The 16,673-nt window shown below is 57.8% G+C and carries 18 protein-coding genes; 4 read left to right on the plus strand and 14 right to left on the minus strand.

Annotated elements, in window-relative coordinates; all coding sequences use genetic code 11:
* From ACTPOE_RS11570 to wbpD, 11 genes are all read right to left on the minus strand, one after another.
* On the minus strand, positions 1-1,140 hold the full coding sequence (locus ACTPOE_RS11570) for an N-acetyl sugar amidotransferase (protein ID WP_458872317.1): 1,140 nt from the start codon (positions 1,138-1,140) through the stop codon (positions 1-3).
* A 3-nt stretch (positions 1,141-1,143) separates the two neighbouring features.
* Positions 1,144-2,400, minus strand: coding sequence for a hypothetical protein (locus ACTPOE_RS11575; protein WP_458872318.1), 1,257 nt, complete (start codon positions 2,398-2,400; stop codon positions 1,144-1,146).
* A 10-nt stretch (positions 2,401-2,410) separates the two neighbouring features.
* Positions 2,411-3,535 carry an N-acetyl sugar amidotransferase gene (locus tag ACTPOE_RS11580; RefSeq protein ID WP_458872319.1) on the minus strand — a complete coding sequence of 375 codons (1,125 nt, stop codon included), beginning with the start codon at positions 3,533-3,535 and terminating at the stop codon, positions 2,411-2,413.
* A gap of 170 nt (positions 3,536-3,705) precedes the next feature.
* Entirely contained in the window at positions 3,706-4,467 is a 762-nt protein-coding gene (locus ACTPOE_RS11585; protein WP_458872320.1) for an AglZ/HisF2 family acetamidino modification protein, read from the minus strand.
* The gene (hisH, locus tag ACTPOE_RS11590) at positions 4,461-5,087 is read right to left on the minus strand and encodes an imidazole glycerol phosphate synthase subunit HisH (RefSeq protein ID WP_458872321.1); all 627 of its coding nucleotides are present in this window, start codon (positions 5,085-5,087) and stop codon (positions 4,461-4,463) included. Before hisH ends, ACTPOE_RS11585 begins: the two co-directional genes overlap by 7 nt.
* Positions 5,084-6,529 carry a lipopolysaccharide biosynthesis protein gene (locus ACTPOE_RS11595; protein ID WP_458872322.1) on the minus strand — a complete coding sequence of 482 codons (1,446 nt, stop codon included), beginning with the start codon at positions 6,527-6,529 and terminating at the stop codon, positions 5,084-5,086. Before ACTPOE_RS11595 ends, hisH begins: the two co-directional genes overlap by 4 nt.
* A 220-nt stretch (positions 6,530-6,749) precedes the next feature.
* A complete protein-coding gene (gene wecB, locus ACTPOE_RS11600; protein WP_458872323.1) occupies positions 6,750-7,838 on the minus strand; it encodes a non-hydrolyzing UDP-N-acetylglucosamine 2-epimerase in 1,089 nt (362 codons plus the stop codon).
* A gap of 24 nt (positions 7,839-7,862) precedes the next feature.
* On the minus strand, positions 7,863-8,807 hold the full coding sequence (locus ACTPOE_RS11605; protein WP_458872324.1) for a Gfo/Idh/MocA family oxidoreductase: 945 nt from the start codon (positions 8,805-8,807) through the stop codon (positions 7,863-7,865).
* Positions 8,808-8,857: 50 nt separating this feature from the next.
* Positions 8,858-9,199, minus strand: coding sequence for a MarR family EPS-associated transcriptional regulator (locus tag ACTPOE_RS11610; RefSeq protein WP_458872325.1), 342 nt, complete (start codon positions 9,197-9,199; stop codon positions 8,858-8,860).
* 51 nt (positions 9,200-9,250) lie between these two features.
* Positions 9,251-10,357, minus strand: coding sequence for a DegT/DnrJ/EryC1/StrS family aminotransferase (locus ACTPOE_RS11615; protein WP_458872326.1), 1,107 nt, complete (start codon positions 10,355-10,357; stop codon positions 9,251-9,253).
* A gap of 25 nt (positions 10,358-10,382) precedes the next feature.
* On the minus strand, positions 10,383-10,958 hold the full coding sequence (gene wbpD, locus ACTPOE_RS11620; RefSeq protein WP_458872327.1) for a UDP-2-acetamido-3-amino-2,3-dideoxy-D-glucuronate N-acetyltransferase: 576 nt from the start codon (positions 10,956-10,958) through the stop codon (positions 10,383-10,385).
* A 260-nt stretch (positions 10,959-11,218) separates the two neighbouring features.
* Here wbpD and relB point away from each other — a divergent pair, with 260 nt between their 5' ends.
* On the plus strand, positions 11,219-11,437 hold the full coding sequence (relB, locus tag ACTPOE_RS11625) for a type II toxin-antitoxin system RelB family antitoxin (protein ID WP_458872328.1): 219 nt from the start codon (positions 11,219-11,221) through the stop codon (positions 11,435-11,437).
* A 35-nt stretch (positions 11,438-11,472) separates the two neighbouring features.
* Positions 11,473-11,601 carry a hypothetical protein gene (locus ACTPOE_RS11630; protein WP_458872329.1) on the plus strand — a complete coding sequence of 43 codons (129 nt, stop codon included), beginning with the start codon at positions 11,473-11,475 and terminating at the stop codon, positions 11,599-11,601.
* Positions 11,602-11,619: 18 nt separating this feature from the next.
* Here the strand turns inward: ACTPOE_RS11630 and ACTPOE_RS11635 are convergent, their stop codons facing one another.
* A complete protein-coding gene (locus ACTPOE_RS11635) occupies positions 11,620-13,725 on the minus strand; it encodes an autotransporter outer membrane beta-barrel domain-containing protein (RefSeq protein WP_458872330.1) in 2,106 nt (701 codons plus the stop codon).
* A gap of 368 nt (positions 13,726-14,093) precedes the next feature.
* On the opposite strand from ACTPOE_RS11635, the gene ACTPOE_RS11640 reads away from it, so the two are divergent.
* Both ACTPOE_RS11640 and ACTPOE_RS11645 read left to right on the plus strand, forming a co-directional pair.
* Complete coding sequence (locus ACTPOE_RS11640; protein WP_458872331.1) at positions 14,094-14,471, plus strand: helix-turn-helix domain-containing protein; 378 nt, start codon at positions 14,094-14,096, stop codon at positions 14,469-14,471.
* A gap of 258 nt (positions 14,472-14,729) precedes the next feature.
* Positions 14,730-16,034, plus strand: a complete 1,305-nt coding sequence (locus tag ACTPOE_RS11645) for an O-antigen ligase family protein (protein ID WP_458872332.1) — start codon at positions 14,730-14,732, stop codon at positions 16,032-16,034.
* Here the strand turns inward: ACTPOE_RS11645 and ACTPOE_RS11650 are convergent.
* Positions 16,031-16,309 carry a BrnA antitoxin family protein gene (locus ACTPOE_RS11650; protein ID WP_458872333.1) on the minus strand — a complete coding sequence of 93 codons (279 nt, stop codon included), beginning with the start codon at positions 16,307-16,309 and terminating at the stop codon, positions 16,031-16,033. The two genes, ACTPOE_RS11645 and ACTPOE_RS11650, sit on opposite strands and share 4 nt — an antisense overlap.
* A complete protein-coding gene (locus ACTPOE_RS11655) occupies positions 16,284-16,562 on the minus strand; it encodes a BrnT family toxin (RefSeq protein WP_458872334.1) in 279 nt (92 codons plus the stop codon). The genes ACTPOE_RS11650 and ACTPOE_RS11655 overlap by 26 nt, the downstream gene beginning before the upstream one ends.
* Positions 16,563-16,673 lie beyond the last annotated feature (111 nt).

Below are 16,673 nucleotides of genomic sequence, written 5' to 3' on the forward strand. Positions count from 1 at the left end.
TCAGATCGACTTGGCGCGCCGGCGAATATAGGTACGTAATCCGGATAAACCTTCGATAAACTGGCTCTGATTTGGATAATCAGTGTGCTTGTGATTAGGTGCAGTGACGATGCGATCCAGTTCAGCGCGACTTATGCCGAACTTCTTAAGCACAAATTCCGTATCATTTACCAGATCATTGTTCATGTACGGATCCTGCGCTAACTCGTCCAAACCCTGTTGGCGAGTAATCTGCCCAGCACATACCAGCGCGGAAAGATGGGCGCGGCGCTTGTCGAAACCAAACTTGGCAGGAAGGTAGTAGCCTTGGTACCACCGGGTATAGATGGATTCGTAATGCTTGCCGCCATAATACTGCCAGCCCAGTTGCTCCTGCATTATCTTCATGGCAGTGGCTTTGTCGTAATCCAGGTAGTTTAGTAGGTTGACCATGCGATACTTGCCAGTCAAGATGCGCAACATGAACGAAGGCAGTCCGATCTGCGGAAATGTCTTCAGACGGACCTTCCCAAAGCGGGAGTGTACGGCACGGATGTGCTTGAGATCATGGCTGTAATACACCCATGAAATGGGCAGAATTCCTTCGGTAATAACATTGCTACCATTGACGACATAAGGCGTGCCGACACGCTTAGCTGTATTGAGTAGCGTAGCGGTGATGGCATGGTCAGTCGGAATTTCACAGTTCGGCACAGATGCGCGCAAGAACGACATTTGCAAATCCTTGAACTCCTCCCAATCAACAACATAGGTATAGAGATCGATGCCCAGCTTGTCCAGCGCATTTTTAATATTATTAACAGCCAACTCAGAATTCCAGCCATTATCGAAATGCACCGCCAGCGGACGTAATCCCAGATCTTTCAACTTATAGATAACATAGGTACTGTCAACACCGCCGCTGACGCCAGCGATACAATCATAGTCCTTACCTTTACCCTCCTCACGGATGCGATCGACAATTTTCCCCAGTATGGCTTTATCCTGTGCGCTGTGGCGCACCTCATTCTTTACTCGTGAGAAATAGCGGGTGCAATGATTGCAACCATTGTCGTCAAAGACAATATCTGGGTCAGACGTATCCATCAAACACCGAGAACATTGCTGATAGGGTCTCTGGGAGAATTGACTGGAAGTCATGCTTTATTTGGTACGAAAGAAGTATAGAAACAGCGCAGTCATGACGAGCCAACCTGCGCCTGAATTCAAAGCGGTTATGATACTGGTTTCCATTGAAACTATTATCAACGGGATATTCAATGGCAAGGCCAAGGGATGATCACGATAAATCACAGTGATCACACAGAAAAGCAACGTAGTCAGGACGGTCGACGCTGCGATGCCAACGAGGCCGAAGTTGGCATAATCGTTCATGAATGACGCTGCATTCAGACTACCACGCATGCCCCGCTGAACATTCTCCTGATAGAAGGCCTGATACAGCTTGGTGGGAACAGGTACATACTTACATTCCATGAAACGCGCCAGAATTCGGTAGCCACAACCATGTTCCCGCACTTCGGGGCGACTATAAAAATAGAACCACTGATCAATCACTTGTCCGGGCACAAACAAAGCGCGCTCGAAGATAGCGTACAAGGCCGATCCGCTTTGCCAGTCCTTGTCAGGAGCGTTAGCAGTAGAGTAGCCGGAGGCCAGATCCTTGTCCGTCTGGCTAATCAGCAGCGTATCCGCGTCTGGAACGAAGCTGTTGCGGATATCAGGCGCAGAGGCCGATGCGGCCACTGTGATAAGTAGGACCAGTAGGGCGACGGCCGACATCAAGTGTAACCAACGACGCTGGAACAGTAGCAGCAATAGCAAGGGGGTCAGGAAGAGGACGGGCAAAATTCGGACGAACATCGCCAGAGAGTATAGCGAACCCATGACCAATACAAACCAGAATAGCCGCTTTCGATATGAGTAAGCTATGACAAGGAGCGCCGGGCCTAACGCCTTAAAGCTATAGTCGCTCATGTAGCGCAGCCACAGTGGTAAACTAAAATACCCTTCTTGCCGAATGACGCTGATGCCATAATCGTCCGATGAAGAGAGCGCAGCCAGGATCGGGATGTAACCAAGCGTTGCCATGTGGGCTACAAACACCGCCGCGAATAGGAGTACCAGCGCCAATAGCGCCAATGATTTGGCTCGCGATAGCACGGGCGGTACATCATGCGCTTCGCTCAACCAGTTGACCAGGCTTGGGGCCACTAAGGAGAGTATCTTCCAGATAAGCGCATACGACATGATTGCGCCGACGATGATGGCAACCACGACCGGAGCATGGCCCAGCCCCTTGTGGGCCCGCTCTGCAAACCACAAGCACGCAACTGTCAGCCACAATAGCGATGCACAATACGCGGAAAAAACGCGGTGCCGTAACATCAGATCTAGCATGCAGTACCCTTCACAGCTTAGTGACTGCTCGTTTAATCCGCAATCCAATATCGAACAACTTCGCATATGAGGCGTAGTCAGTGTAATCTTTGTTGGGCCTAGAGAATATTTCCTCCAACTCGCCAACAGTTACCCCAAGTTTCTTAGCGACGAATTTTTTATCATCTTCCTGAAGCGAAGGGTCATAGGTCGGTCTCTGCAACTCTTCCAAGGCCGCTTCGCGGGACATCTGCCCAGACTTGATCAAAGAAGACAAATGAGCCAAGCGTTTATCGTAACCAAATTTCCTGGGGAGGTAATACCCCTGAAAGAAACGGGTAAATATAGATTCATAGTGCTTACCGCCATAATCTCGCCACCCAAGTTCTTTAATAATGGTCTTCTTGGCATCAAATTTATTATAAGGAATATAATTTAACAACTTGACTGTTTTTATTTTTCTTATATAAGGATACCAGACATACTGCCTGAAAAATCCAATGGTAGGGTAGTCATGAAGACGACCTCGGCCAAAATGGCGGTGAATATCCTTCAAGTGTCTAAGATCACCTGATTGATAACCCCAAGACGATGGTAGGATGAATTCCGTGGCGTAATTGCTGCCAGACAACAAATATTTTATACCATGGCGCGCAGCCTGCCGCAGCAGGATGGCCGGGAACGCATGATCTGTCGGAATATCGCAGTTGGCAACCGAAGCTTTGAAAAAAGCTAATTGCAGGTCGCGCATCTCATCCCAGTTCACAACATGGGTGTACAGGTCAATGCCAAGCTGTTTGACGATGTTCTCGATATTATTTACTGCCAACTCAGAATTCCATCCACTGTCGAAATGCACCGCCAGCGGACGCAGTCCCAGGCGTTTGGCTGTATAAGCAACATACGAACTATCAACACCGCCGCTCAAACCCATGATGCAGTCATAGTCTTTGCCTTTGCCTGCTTCCTTGATGCGTTCGACCATGGCATTCAGCTCTTTCGTTCGCTCACCACGGGCAGCGCGGTCCACAACATCACGGACCAGCCGATCGTAGCGCTGGCAGTGGTTGCATACACCCTGTTTGTTGAAGGTGATGTCTGGGTCGGTAGTGTCCATGACGCAACTGGTACATCTCTGGTAGGTACGGATATTCATAAAATCCTGTTGCCTATTAAGTTAGCAGGCAGATTAATCTATAGAAAGAGAGAAAGGGGGGATTCGAAGAAGGTTCAAGTACGTGCCCGGCTATGGCCATCATCAGCCAACGATAACAGCCAGACCGGAGTGCAAATGGGTGCTGAAATCTGAAACTCTGGAAAGAGTTACTATGAAAACAACTGATCTACGTCCTTCTGACTAGGATAATTAATCAAGACAGCACGGTGTTTGCCGTGAAAGACAAACATACTGCCGGCGGCAAATGCAGGAATATGAGCCTTGTCGACCGCTTCGCGCATATGCTGCAAGCTGCCGGCCCCACCGCAAGCGATAATGGGCGTATCCACGGTACTCGACATCTTTTCTAAAAACGCGATATCGTATCCTGTCATCGTTCCATCACGATCAATGCTGTTAACCAGAATCTCGCCAACGCCAGCCTTGGACAGATCCTCAGCATAACGGATGGGGTCTTCCTTGGTATTGATCTTACCGCCGTTGATCCAGACCTCATATTTTCCGAAGAAAGCTTTCTTAACATCGATCGAGGCTATGACACTAGAACTTCCAAAAGCAGCACAACTCTCCTGAACCAGCCTGCGATTGGTAAATGCCGCAGCATTCAAAGCAATCTTTTCAATACCTAGTCGATACAGTTTGCGCATCTGCTCCATCGAAGTCACGCCGCCGCCGTAACTGAGCGGCATGAAACACTCACTGGCGATGTCCTCGATCAAATCAAAATTCGGTTCACGTTTTTCCTGGGTTGCAGTAATATCGAGCAGGATCAACTCATCCACTTCCTTCTCGTTGAAGATCTTCACCGCGTTAACCGGATCTCCGACATACGTAGGATCCTTGAACTTGACAGTCTTATAGAGACCACGACCCCGTAGCAATAAACAGGGGATGATACGGATTTTCAGCACGATTGAAATCGCCCGACGAAGTTACGATAGATCTGGAGGCCGTACTTATGGCTTTTTTCCGGATGGTATTGCATCGCAAGGATATTGCCGCACCCCAACACACTGGCGAAATCCTGACCATATGATGTGATACCGAGCGTTATTCCTGGCAAATCGGCGACCATGTGGTAAGAATGAACAAAGTAGAAACGCATGGGATCCGCCACTCCCTTGAAAATATTTATATCAGGGCGTGTGGGCTTGACGATATTCCAGCCCATATGAGGGACACGTAGTGAAGCACCCTCGAGAACGCGGAACCGCTGGATATGTGCGTCCAACCATCCGAAGCCTGGCTGCATACCTTCTTCGCTAGACCGAGTCATCAGCTGGGCGCCCAAACAAACACCCAAGATAGGCTTTCGTTCGATCAGGACCAACTCGTTGAGCAAGTCCCACAGTTCGAAGCGCCGCAGGTTGGCGATAGCCTCATCATAGGCGCCTACGCCAGGTAGCACTAACTTCTCGGCAGCACGCAACGCTGCCGGATCCCGTGTGATCTCTGCCTTGGCACCGACTTTACGGAGCATGTTCAGGACTGACCCGACATTGCCGACGCCGTAATCAACGATAGCGATCATGTTGCTGTTTCCTTTATGTACATGATTAGGGCTACATCCCTCCACAACTTGCGCCCCATCAGAACGGCGGAGGCAGAGGCGAGGGTTGCTGCGGCAATCGCAATGATCAAGGGGCATCCGGGCAGCAGGCGTAAAACGCCCAATATCAGACACGACAACCCAAAGACGATCCAGCCCTGGCTCAGTAACCAACCCAGCCTATTAGCCGCAAATCCACTTACCCGATAAATCGCAGCGATGTAGACGCTGTGATAAAGCAGATTGGTCGCGGTGAACGCGACGACTGAAACAATAGCATCCATACCCAAGAATAATGGAACAATGACTGCAGCGGCGGTGATGATGTCGGCGATGATCTGAACCTTAAACGATACATCCTGCCGCATGGAAACTTCAAATAAGCGTTCTGGCCAACCTGTTTGTAGCGACATCCAGGCAGCTGGCGCCATAATCATGGCAAAATAACCCGCCTGCCTCCAATCGACGCCAAACAGATTCTCGAACAGCACGTCGCCCCAAATAGCACAGAATGCGAACAGCGGTGCACCGGCTAGTAAGCCCAACTTCAGCAAACACTCGGTCAGTTCCTCCAATCGAGGAGTATTCTTCAATGCAACCGCCTCACGAAAGAACACCTGACTCAGCGCCCCAGAAACCAGCAGGGTAGGCGCCAACAACACTGTGCGTGTCAGGCCATAAAAGCCGGCATCCGCAGTGGCGGACATAGCAGAAAATACAAAGATTGGCATATCACGGGCGACCGTGCCGATCAGACTGTATGGCATGTTGTAGTACAGGAACTGACGGTAGTTACGTACTACTGCGCGTATCCGCAGCCAATCCCAGTTCCGCACCATCCGCCTCAGCGCGTACCCAGTACCACCCAAAATGACCGTCAGGCCCAGCAACTGCCCACCCATCTTGGCCCAGACCAAGCCCTCGACATGGGTTCCCAGCAGGCCAGCGCCAACCGCGATAAGGGCATAGCCTGCCTGGTTCAATACAGCGGCCTTGGCAATGTAGGTAAAACTGCGTGCACGTGACGCATAAGCGTTCCCCAACAACGTAAACGTCGTGCCAAAAACCATAGGTACCAACAGCCATAGCCAAGCTGTGTAGCTACCATAACCGGATAGACTGGCCAAATTGCCACCCGCAAGCGCAACCGCGATTACCAACACCAGCAGCACAAGCGTAGCGATGGCCAAGACGGCAGCGGCGATGCCGTCTGCTTCGTCGTCCGAGTCCGGCAACACCACCGCTAAATCATAGCGGCACGTCGCCACCACACCGAGCACCGCCGTCCATCCCATGAAAAGCGTTTGCAACCCGATCGCATCGGGGCTGTATAAGCGCGCCAATATCGGAGATAGGGTCAGCGGAATTGCTTGCGCCGCCGCCGTGCCAGACAACATCGCAATGACGTTCTTGTGAAAGCTCACGCGAAACTCTCACCAACACCGCACCAGCAAAACCACCCCATGTTGCCAATGAGAGCTAGTGATCTGGCACTGATGACTGCAACATGGCGACGCTGATGAATGATACGTTGATCACCACCGCTTGGCCGATGACATCTGGCACCACCATCAACTTGAGATGCTAACTGTGCTGTTTTCGTCGAGTCGCGCAGGGCAAAGATATCCACCGGCGTGTGGAGCATCAGAGTCCCCGCATCAATTCTTGGAGAATCAGACGGCTCGCCGTGCCATTGCCATAAGGAACACCTTGCTCGACGATTGGCAGACTGGTCAGTTTGGCGTAAGCATCCAGGATGCGAGCCTGACTGGCACCAACCAGATGATTCCAACCAAGAGCCACCGTTTCCACCCACTCGGTTTCATCGCGCATGGTGATGCAAGGCACGCGATAGAAGAAGGCTTCTTTTTGCACACCACCAGAATCAGTAAAAATGACCTTAGCTGCTTGTTCCAACGCCACCATATCCATAAAGGATACAGGATCGACAATCGTCATGGAACTCAGGAAGCGCTCCAGCCCATGTTCTGTTACCAGCTTGCGGGTGCGAGGATGCAACGGCAACACAACGGGTAAATCACGAGCAATCTCAGCCAAAGCAGACAAAATTTCGCCTAAACGCTCGGGTATATCCGTGTTTTCAGCACGATGGCAGGTTGCCAAGGCAAAACCCTTTTCCACCAATCCCAAAGTTTGCAAAATACAGCTATCCGTACTGGCTTTATCCCGGTAATGTAAGGCAACGTCATACATCACGTCGCCGACATTGCAGACCCCCTGCTGGATACCTTCACGGGCCAGATTGGCCACTGCCACGTCGGTTGGGCAAAACAATAGGTGAGACACCCGATCAGATAGAATGCGGTTGACTTCTTCTGGCATGCGCATGTTGAACGAGCGCAACCCCGCCTCAACGTGCGCCACCGGAATATGTAGCTTGGCCGCAGCCAGTGCTCCAGCCAAGGTCGAGTTGGTATCACCATAGACCAGCATCCAGTCGGGCTTTTCAGACAGAATGACCTGCTCAATACCCTCAAGCATGCGTCCGGTCATCGCGCCATGACCTCCACCGGAAACCTCAAGGTTATAGCGTGGCGCTGGAATTTCCAGTTCATCGAAAAAGACTTGCGACATATTCGGATCATAGTGTTGGCCCGTGTGGACCATAACCTCCTCAATCTGTCCAGAATGCTTGAGCATTTCCCGTGAAACAGCCGCCGCTTTGATGAATTGAGGGCGCGCGCCAACTACCGTCAAAACTTTTCTACTCATACAACCGCCTTTTTCTTATAATGCTCAACGCTTCAAGAACGGATGATAATTACCCTTCAGCGACGCAATGGGTGCATTGCGGATCGTGGACACGGTTTCGATGGCCACACGATTTTCCTCCAACCCGAATCCGCGGCCCGCTAGTATTTCCTCGTAGCTGCGCGTGTGCAGGTCAGTGAATCCGCTGGAGAACTCGATTTCTTCCCCATCCACAGTAATGGACCGATACGTGCGCTGGCCGATGGCTTTTTGCGCTTCCGGTACATAAGCATAATCTACGGACAGGAACCAGCGCACCCGCGCATGTTCATATTCTAGATAGCCACCCGCATAAGTTTCTGCACTGGCATGCACAACATTGGTCTGCAACTCGCCGAAGATATAGTGCAGCATGTCGAAGAAGTGCACGCCGATGTTGGTGGCAATACCGCCTGATTTCTTCGCGTCACCCTTCCAGGATTGCAAATACCAATGCCCACGGGATGTGATATAGGTCAAATCGACCTCGTGCTTGGTGCCCTTATTTTGCGCCTTGACCTTGTCGCGCAAGGCGATGATGGCCGGATGCACGCGCAGTTGCAAAATGGTGTTGACCTTGCGGCCCGTGTCGCGCTCGATCTCCTGTAGGCCATCGATGTTCCAGGGATTCAGCACCAAAGGCTTTTCACAGATGGCGTCGGCGCCTGAACGCAAGGCAAACCGCATATGCGAATCATGCAGATAGTTGGGCGAACAGATTGAAATGTAATCGATATTTACCGACTTTTCGGACCGTCGCATTTTGTCGATATGCCGATCAAAGCGTTCAAACTCCGTAAAGAACTCCGCATCCGGGAAATGACTGTCTATGATACCCACAGAGTCATTGGGATCCAGAGCGGCCACCAGACGATTGCCGGTGTCTTTGATGGCTTTCATGTGGCGCGGAGCGATATAGCCGGCTGCGCCGACCAAGGCGAAGTTCTTCATTGTCGTAGAGTTTATGGTTAAGGGATACTGGTTGAACAAAATGGACTCTCTCAGAGAGTGGACTGTGATTCCCGCTGCAATTGCTCGATTTCCCGCTTCAGGGTTTCATATTCCCGGATTTTGATCTTCAGGAAATTGCGCGTCAATTCAGCCTTGGCGGCAATACCCGCCGTCGTCAGCAGATAGACGTAGCCCAGCTTGTTATCGCTGTGCCGAAAGTTCTGCATCTTGATCAGCCCTTTATCTAACAGTGCACGCACACAATAATTGGCCTTGCCCAGACTGATGCCCAAGGCCCGGGCTAGCTCCCGCTGACTCAGGCCGGGATTGGCCTCCAACAAGCGCAAGACCTTCAGGTGGCTTTCTTCGTGAAGGGGGTGGTCGGCGGACATGGCATACGAACTTGAATCCAGCGAGTCTTGTTTGCCGGAGAGATCCGGAAATCAGCTGCGCTTCGAAGCATCGGACACCACGGCCGCCACGGCTTCCACCACCCGCTCCACAATTGCCTCATCCATATACGGATGCATCGGCAAACTCATCACCCGCCCGGCCACGGCGTCGCCGACCGGCAGCGAAACGCCGTCATCCGCCACGGCGGGCTGGCGGTTCAGGGGGATGGGGTAATGGACGGCGGTGGGGATGCCGGCGCCCTTCAGCGCGGCCTGCACGGCGTCGCGCCCGTCGATCTGGACGGTGTATTGCGCCCAGGCGCAGACGTTATGGGTTTCGATGACCGGAGTGGCCTGGATGCCGGCCTGCTGAAACAGGCGGGTGTAGGTGTCCGCCGCGCGCTGGCGGGCGGCGATCTCGTCATCCAGCACGGCCAGCTTCGGCAGCAGGATGGCAGCCTGCAAGGTGTCCAGGCGGCTGTTCACACCGACGCGGATGTGGTGGTAGCGGCGGTCCTGGCCATGGCGGGCGATCTGGCGCAGCACAACGGCCAGGGCGTCGTCGTTGGTGAAGATCGCGCCGCCGTCCCCATAGCAGCCCAGGGGCTTGCTGGGGAAAAAGCTGGTACAGGAAATCGTGGACAGATTGCCGCTCTTGCGGCCTTTGTAGATGCCGCCCAGGCTTTGGGCCGCGTCTTCGATGACCGTCAGGCCGTGCTTGGCGGCGACGGCGTCGATGGCGTCCATGTCGGCGCACTGGCCATACAGGGACACGGGGATGATGGCGCGGGTCCGGGGGGTGATGGCGGCTTCCAGCTTGGCCGGATCCAAGGTATAGGTGCGCGGATCGATGTCGATATAGACGGGCTTGGCGCCCAGCAGGGCGACGGTCTCGGCCGTGGCGATGTAGGTGAAGCCCGGGGTGATGACTTCGTCTCCCGGCCCGATCCCCAGCGCCATCTGGGCGATCTGCAGGGCGTCGGTGCCGTTGGCGACGGTGATGCAGTGCTTGGCGCCGGTATAGGCGGCCAGCCGTTCTTCCAGTTGGGCGACTTCCGGCCCCAGGATGAACTGGCCGTGGGCCAGCACGCGCTGGATGCCGGCATCGATTTCGGATTTCAGGCGCTGGTACTGGGCTTGTAGATCGACGAATTGCATGGTGACAGTGAATGTGGGATGAAAATCAGAGACGGACGCACTGACCATCGGTCAGGCGGTAGGTAGCCCCGGTATGGGTGCAAGTGGTCTCACCGTCGCCGCTCAGGGGCAGGTCCAGCTGTTCGCCGTGTTCGCTCATCCAGCCGATCTGGCGAGCCGGCACGCCGACCATCAGGGCATAGGGCTTGACGTCCTTGTTGATGACGGCGCCCGCGCCGACGAAGGCGTATTCGCCGATGGTGACACCGCAGACGACGGTGCAGTTGGCGCCCAGGGTGGCGCCTTTCTTGACCAGGGTGTCGCGGTATTCATCCTTGCGCTCGATCAGCGAGCGGGGGTTGTAGACGTTGGTGAACACCATGCTGGGGCCGCAGAACACGCCCTCTTCCAGGGTGACGTTGTCGTAGACGGAGACGTTGTTCTGGATCTTGCAACGGTCGCCGATGACGACCTGGTTGCCGACGAAGACGTTCTGGCCCAGGGACACCCCGGCGCCGATGCGGGCACCGCCGCAGACGTGGACGAAATGCCAGACGCGGGATCCTTCGCCAATCTGCGCGCCGGGATCGACGATGGCGGTTTCGTGTTGGTAGTGGGGCATGGGTTTCAGCGACTTGGGATTTTGGATGTTTCGGGCACGCTACCGCCGTGCTGTGACACGGTCAGCAAGCGCCAGGTGATGTTCATCGGGTGAACGCGATCATACATCACCTGGATGAGCACTAAAACCCGGAAATGCCTATAGGAATTATCTGAAACCGGCCTCGGCATGACGTTTTTATCCGTTCGCACTTCCCAGTCTGGCGGGTGCGGCGAGGCATGAAGTACCTTACACTATCAAGTTCCAAAGGAGCTCTTGCCATGAGCACTGCCCTCTCTCCCATCGTTTCCGAATTCGAGACCAAAGAACAAGCGGCCAGCTACGACCGCTGGTTTCAGGCCAAGGTACAAGCCAGCCGTGACGACCCGCGCCCCAGCATTCCCCACGATCAGGCGATGGCACTGATTCGTGAGAAACTGGCCGCCAGGCTGAAAGGCCAGGACAAAACCACCTCCCGCTCCCGTAGTCGTGACGTCTGAGTACGCGGCATCAGCACAAGACGAACCAGACAACCATGCTCCCCATCTCCTGGAGCGCCGCGGCGGCCGATGACCTGGGTCATATCATCGATTACATCGCAGAGTTCGAAGCAGCTCACATCGAGGTCATGGCCATCCTGCACGCTCGCCAGGAATATCCCTAGGCACACAGCAGATCATCCTCATTTGAGATCGGCCCTCACCCCCAGCCAAACCCCGTGCTGCATCTGCCCTCCTCCGTGCTGGCCGGTATAGGCCAGCACGACATCGACACGGCGGGCGATAGACGCCTGAACGCCCAGATCCAGACGCAGGGCATGACGCGGCAAGGGCAGGCCTTCGGCGTCGAAGCGCCGCCCCGGATCGGCCCGGTAGGTCTGCGGACTGGTCAGGGTCGATCCGCCCCATAGACTGCGCACACCCAGATCCAGCGCCATCAGGGCGTCGCCATGCGGCGTGGGCCAGGGGCGCCGGACCTGGACGCCCAATTGCCCCATCCACCGGCGGTCGGTCTGCGCATCCAGGGCAACGGCGGCCAGTCCGCCGCCCTCATGCGCGGCGGGGCGATGCAGGCGCAGCCAGACCGCCTGGGCGTAGGGCGTCAGTTGCCAGGCGCCCTGCTCCACGGGCATGTCCGGCTGGGCACGCAGCCAGGCTTGGGTCAAGCGCGCGGCGGGCCTGCTGCGCAGCGGGGATTCGGCCGGGTCGGCCTGGCGGCTGATGTCGGCCCGATGCCAGGACTGCGTGGTCCCCAGGGTCAGGCGCCAGGCGCCCCGGGCCAGACTGGCGCCCAGGCCCAGGTGTACGGACCGGTCGCGCAGGCGATAGGCGCCGCTGGCCATGCGATCTTCCCCGCCCGGCCCGGTCGACAGGCGCGTGTCCTGCGCACCGGCAAAGACCGCCAGGGCACTGTGCGCGCCTGCCGGGCGGCTGACGCCGATCTGCAGGCCACCGGTATCCCGGTCGTCGCCCGACAGGCCATGGGCGCCGGACCGTTCGGTGTTGACGGCCCAGCTCTGGATCCAGGCCCTGCCGCCAGCGATATGCGCCAGGGCGGATTCCCGCGGGAAGCGGCTGTCGTCCAGCAGGGCGCCGCGCCAGGCTGCATCGGCGGTGCTCAGGCCCCGGGCGTTGTATCGCAGGCCCAGAGTGACGGTGCTGGCGCCGTAGTCCAGGACGGGATCCAGGTAGCGCAAGGCACTGAGGGCACGGACGTAGCGGCCATCCCCAGGCACCGGGTCACCGCCGGGATCCGCCCCGTATTCCAGACCGCCGTCGGCCTGGACGACGATCCAGCGACGGGCGGGCGTCCAGGCGCCGGTTGCCGGTTCGATCAACAGTTCGCCGCCCAGGCGCGCGGTGCCGAAGGACCGGATCCGGTCGGCCTGGCCGTCGACGCCGATACGGATGCGGGTTTGCGATTGTGGCAGCAGCGCCAGGCGCTGGCCGATCAGCAGGGTTCCGGTCCGATCCGGTGCTCCGGGTTGCAGCAGGCCCGCCACGCGGGCCTCGTCCACCTGGCCGACGCCCGACAGCACAGTGCCGGGCTGCGTCAGAACCGGCCCCCACCACAGTTGGTCGACCCGCAGGCCGCCCTGCGCCAGGATCAGGGGATCGCGGCCGGGGCTGAAGCCGGCGCCCGCCAGCCGCAGGGTGCCTGTGCCGTCCTTGACGATGGGCGCCTCGGCCTGGATATTTCCCGCGAGCGTCGCTTCTCCGGATGCGACGCGCCAGACGGCGGCGCCGGACAGGCCGGCGACGGGCGGCAGCCCCCAGTGCGCCGGCGGCGTCTGGGCGGTGGCTGCGGAACGGACCTGCAGAATCTGCCCGATACGCACGCCGGGACGCAGTTCCAGGCGGGTGCCGGCCGCCATTTCCAGGCTGTTGCCTGGCGCGCCCAGGGCGGCATCGTGCGCCAGGCCCAGGCTGCCTTCGGCCAGGATGACCTGGCCGGTCAGGGTGCTGGCTCCGGCCAGCTCCAGGTGCCCGCCGCCCAGTTTCCAGAACGACACAGGGATCAGGGGATCGGCGGGATGGCCCAGGACGGAGCCCTGGAGCCACAGGGTCCGGCCGTCGGCGACCCGGAATCCGCTGGCGCCTTCCAGTTGCAGCCTCCATTCGATGCGCCGGTCGGCGGTGACGGTAATCGATTCTCCACGCAAAACAAAAGGCGCCGGGGAATCGTCCCACGGCGCCTCGGTCGATGCCTGCGTCAGGGCCGGCGGCGGCAGGCCCAGGCAGCACAGCGCCAGGATGGCGCGGACATGACGGGTCTTGAAGATGGACATGCTTGTCTCCTGTCAGGGTTATATGTCACTGAATGTGACACCCTGGTTTTACAGAAGACGGATGGCGTGTGGGGCCTGGTGTGCGGTGGAATTAGGATGGGTCAAGGGGCGCTGGGCGCGGACAGGGTTCGACTTTTGCGAATGGCCCGCTGAAGCGAGAACAGGTAGTTTGTCGGTTCTATCCTCCATTGTCATGGTCCCATTGTGGGACTTGATTAAGCCATGCGCATCGTTGCCACGCGTACCTTGCGGCAATTCTGGGAGCGACATCCGGGCGCAAAGCAATCCATCCAGGCCTGGGTGGACGAAGTTCGCCAAGCCAACTGGCAACAACCGGCGGACGTCCATTGAAATGGCATAGGTCCGCTATGAAAATCCGTCCCATCCGATCTGAAGCCGACTACGAGGCGACACTCAAGGAAGTATCTCGTCTGGTCGATCTCGATCTCGATCTCGATCCCGCTCCCGGCACGACCGACGGCGACCGGTTGGACGTGCTGGCCACACTGGTGCGGGCTTACGAGGCCCGCCACTATCCCGTCGATCTGCCGGACCCGATCGAAGCCATCAAATTCCGCATGGAGCAATCGGGGTTGAGCGCCAAAGACCTGGAGCCGATGATCGGACGGCGCAATCGGGTCTACGAGGTCCTGAACCGGAAACGCGCCCTGACTCTGCCCATGATCCGGAAGCTGCACCGGGAACTTGGCATTCCGGCCGCAAGCCTGATCCAGCCGATGACCTAGTGTCCTGTCTGGCTAATTCCAATCCTTACCTTCGGCGCCTGGGCTGGCCATGCATCCGAATTTAAGTGACCAAACTAACCTTGCATGGCGTCAGCCTCGTCCGCTGCCGCCTGCCTGACCAGGTCGGCTATGGTTTTCATAACGTCGAACCTCTCAGAGGTTGGTTATCCGCGCTCTTCGAAGACGGGCTCCCGCCGATCGGGCCGCGGGCACGGCCTCCCGCTACAATTCACCATCCCCTTGTCCATTGATGCCCCCATGCCCACCCCCCCGGCCACTCCACCCGCCTGGTTGTCGACCTGGATGTCGGCTTGCGCCGCGCTGTCCTTTCTGCTGATGTTGTCGGTGCCATCGGGCTATTCCGTGGGCGGCGGCTTGCTGCTGCTGGGCGGACTGGCGGTCTGGTGGACGGGCCGGCACCCGGGGCGTCCGCATCCCGCGGGCATGCCGGACGGGCGGGTGGCCGCGCCCTGGACGACCGAGGACCGCACGCTGTGCGCGCTGCTGCTGGCGGTGTTCGCCGTCAATGCACTGGCCGTGCTGTGGCACGGGGATTCGGGCAAATACCTGGACCAGGGTGTCCGCTATCTGCTGGCCATCCCCATCCTGGCGGGGCTGCGGCGCGTCCAACTGCGCCTGGACTGGCTTGCGGCGGGGCTGGCGCTGGGCCTGTTCGCCACGGCGGGGGTCGCCGCGTGGCAGACGATCGGCATGGGCTACGAACGCGCAACGGGCTTTGTGACCAGCGCCATCCCGTTCGGCGACATGTCCCTGACAATGGGGTTCTGGTCCTTGATGGGCGCCGCCCTGGCGGCGATCCGGCGGCGCTGGTGCGGGGCCGCGCTGCTGCTGGCCGGGTCGCTGGCGGGGATCTACGCCATGATCGCCTCCGCCTCGCGCGGCAGCCTGGTGGCGTTGCCGATCCTGCTGGTGCTGGCGGCGGTCGCGCTGCTGCGCCGTACGCATCTGCGCCCCTTGCTGGCGGGCGTGGCCATCCTGGCGGCGGCCGCGGCGATCGCGCTGTCCGTCCTGCCCGCCGGCCACATCGCCGAAAGCCGCTACGGCGCCGCGCTGGACGAATGGCACGCCTACAGCCAGCGGGGCGATGCCACGAACAATGTCGGTTCCCGCCTGGAGGCCTGGAAGGCCGCGCTGATCAGTATCCCGGAACGCCCCCTGCTGGGCTGGGGGCACGCGCAGTACGATGCCCATCTGCGGGAACTGATCGGCGCCGGTCGCGTGGCGCCCATCGTGGGTACGCTGGCGAACACGCACAACCAGTTCATCGAGATCTGGCTGCACCAGGGCAGCCTGGGACTGATCGCGTGCCTGGCGCTGCTGATCGCCAGTTTCTGGTATTTCTGCCGCCGCCTGCGCGCGCCCGAACCGGCGGTGCGGGTGCTGGCCTGTTGCGGGGCGGCGTTGCCGGCCGCCTTCGCCGCCTACGGCCTGACCCAGGTGATCCTGGGCCGCAACAACGGGGTGATGTTCTTCCTGGTGTCCCTGGCGGTGCTGTGGGCTGCGATGCGGCAGGCGGAACGGGACGCGGCGGTCGGGGACTAGACTTTTTCCCGACCACGCAGCCACTCCCGCAAGGCCTGATTCATGCGGGTCTGCCAGCCGGGCCCCCCGGCCTTGAAGGCATTGATGATATCGACGTCGTAACGGACTGCGGTCTGAATCTTGCGCGGTGCCTTCTGGGGTCCGCGTTGTCCGCGTAATTTCCGCTGAAGCGACTCAGGCAATCCATCCAGGCGCACGGCCGTGCGCATGTCGGTCTCAGTCCATTCCGGGTTGTCGTCATCCACGCGCTCAGGGTCGACTGATTTCTTGCTCATACAAATACACCTCCCGCCGATTGGCCTTGCGCAAGCTGATGATGCGGATCGCATGCTCGCGCTCTGTGAATACCACCACGTGCACACGGCCATCGATCTTGCCCAGCGCCCGGATGCGTACCTCGCCGTAATCGCACCGTGCATCGACTTTGAATACCGCGGTCTCGAACTCGAACTGGGACGCCAACGCGAACGGCAGGCCGCGTTCTCGCTCATTGATCCTCGATTTATACGGATCAAATTCGATATCCATGGTCTGATTGTAGATGCATTTAAATCAATGATCCATCTTTCTATAGACACATTGACGGGATGGGAGCATGTTGCATCGCCCATCTTATGGATATCTGTCTTGGTAAGCGAG

It is taken from the genome of Castellaniella sp. WN, assembly GCF_054457555.1.

Coding starts and splice junctions, on each gene's coding strand:
- ACTPOE_RS11630 (WP_458872329.1), top strand. CDS start 11,473: ATGCTCCCCATCTCCTGGAGCGCCGCGGCGGCCGATGACCTGGGTCAT.
- ACTPOE_RS11635 (WP_458872330.1), bottom strand. CDS start 13,725: ATGTCCATCTTCAAGACCCGTCATGTCCGCGCCATCCTGGCGCTGTGC.
- ACTPOE_RS11570 (WP_458872317.1), bottom strand. CDS start 1,140: ATGACTTCCAGTCAATTCTCCCAGAGACCCTATCAGCAATGTTCTCGG.
- ACTPOE_RS11640 (WP_458872331.1), top strand. CDS start 14,094: ATGAAAATCCGTCCCATCCGATCTGAAGCCGACTACGAGGCGACACTC.
- ACTPOE_RS11645 (WP_458872332.1), top strand. CDS start 14,730: ATGCCCACCCCCCCGGCCACTCCACCCGCCTGGTTGTCGACCTGGATG.
- ACTPOE_RS11580 (WP_458872319.1), bottom strand. CDS start 3,535: ATGAATATCCGTACCTACCAGAGATGTACCAGTTGCGTCATGGACACT.
- ACTPOE_RS11650 (WP_458872333.1), bottom strand. CDS start 16,309: ATGAGCAAGAAATCAGTCGACCCTGAGCGCGTGGATGACGACAACCCG.
- relB (WP_458872328.1), top strand. CDS start 11,219: ATGAGCACTGCCCTCTCTCCCATCGTTTCCGAATTCGAGACCAAAGAA.
- ACTPOE_RS11615 (WP_458872326.1), bottom strand. CDS start 10,357: ATGCAATTCGTCGATCTACAAGCCCAGTACCAGCGCCTGAAATCCGAA.
- hisH (WP_458872321.1), bottom strand. CDS start 5,087: ATGATCGCTATCGTTGATTACGGCGTCGGCAATGTCGGGTCAGTCCTG.
- ACTPOE_RS11575 (WP_458872318.1), bottom strand. CDS start 2,400: ATGCTAGATCTGATGTTACGGCACCGCGTTTTTTCCGCGTATTGTGCA.
- ACTPOE_RS11605 (WP_458872324.1), bottom strand. CDS start 8,807: ATGAAGAACTTCGCCTTGGTCGGCGCAGCCGGCTATATCGCTCCGCGC.
- ACTPOE_RS11610 (WP_458872325.1), bottom strand. CDS start 9,199: ATGTCCGCCGACCACCCCCTTCACGAAGAAAGCCACCTGAAGGTCTTG.
- ACTPOE_RS11655 (WP_458872334.1), bottom strand. CDS start 16,562: ATGGATATCGAATTTGATCCGTATAAATCGAGGATCAATGAGCGAGAA.
- wecB (WP_458872323.1), bottom strand. CDS start 7,838: ATGAGTAGAAAAGTTTTGACGGTAGTTGGCGCGCGCCCTCAATTCATC.
- wbpD (WP_458872327.1), bottom strand. CDS start 10,958: ATGCCCCACTACCAACACGAAACCGCCATCGTCGATCCCGGCGCGCAG.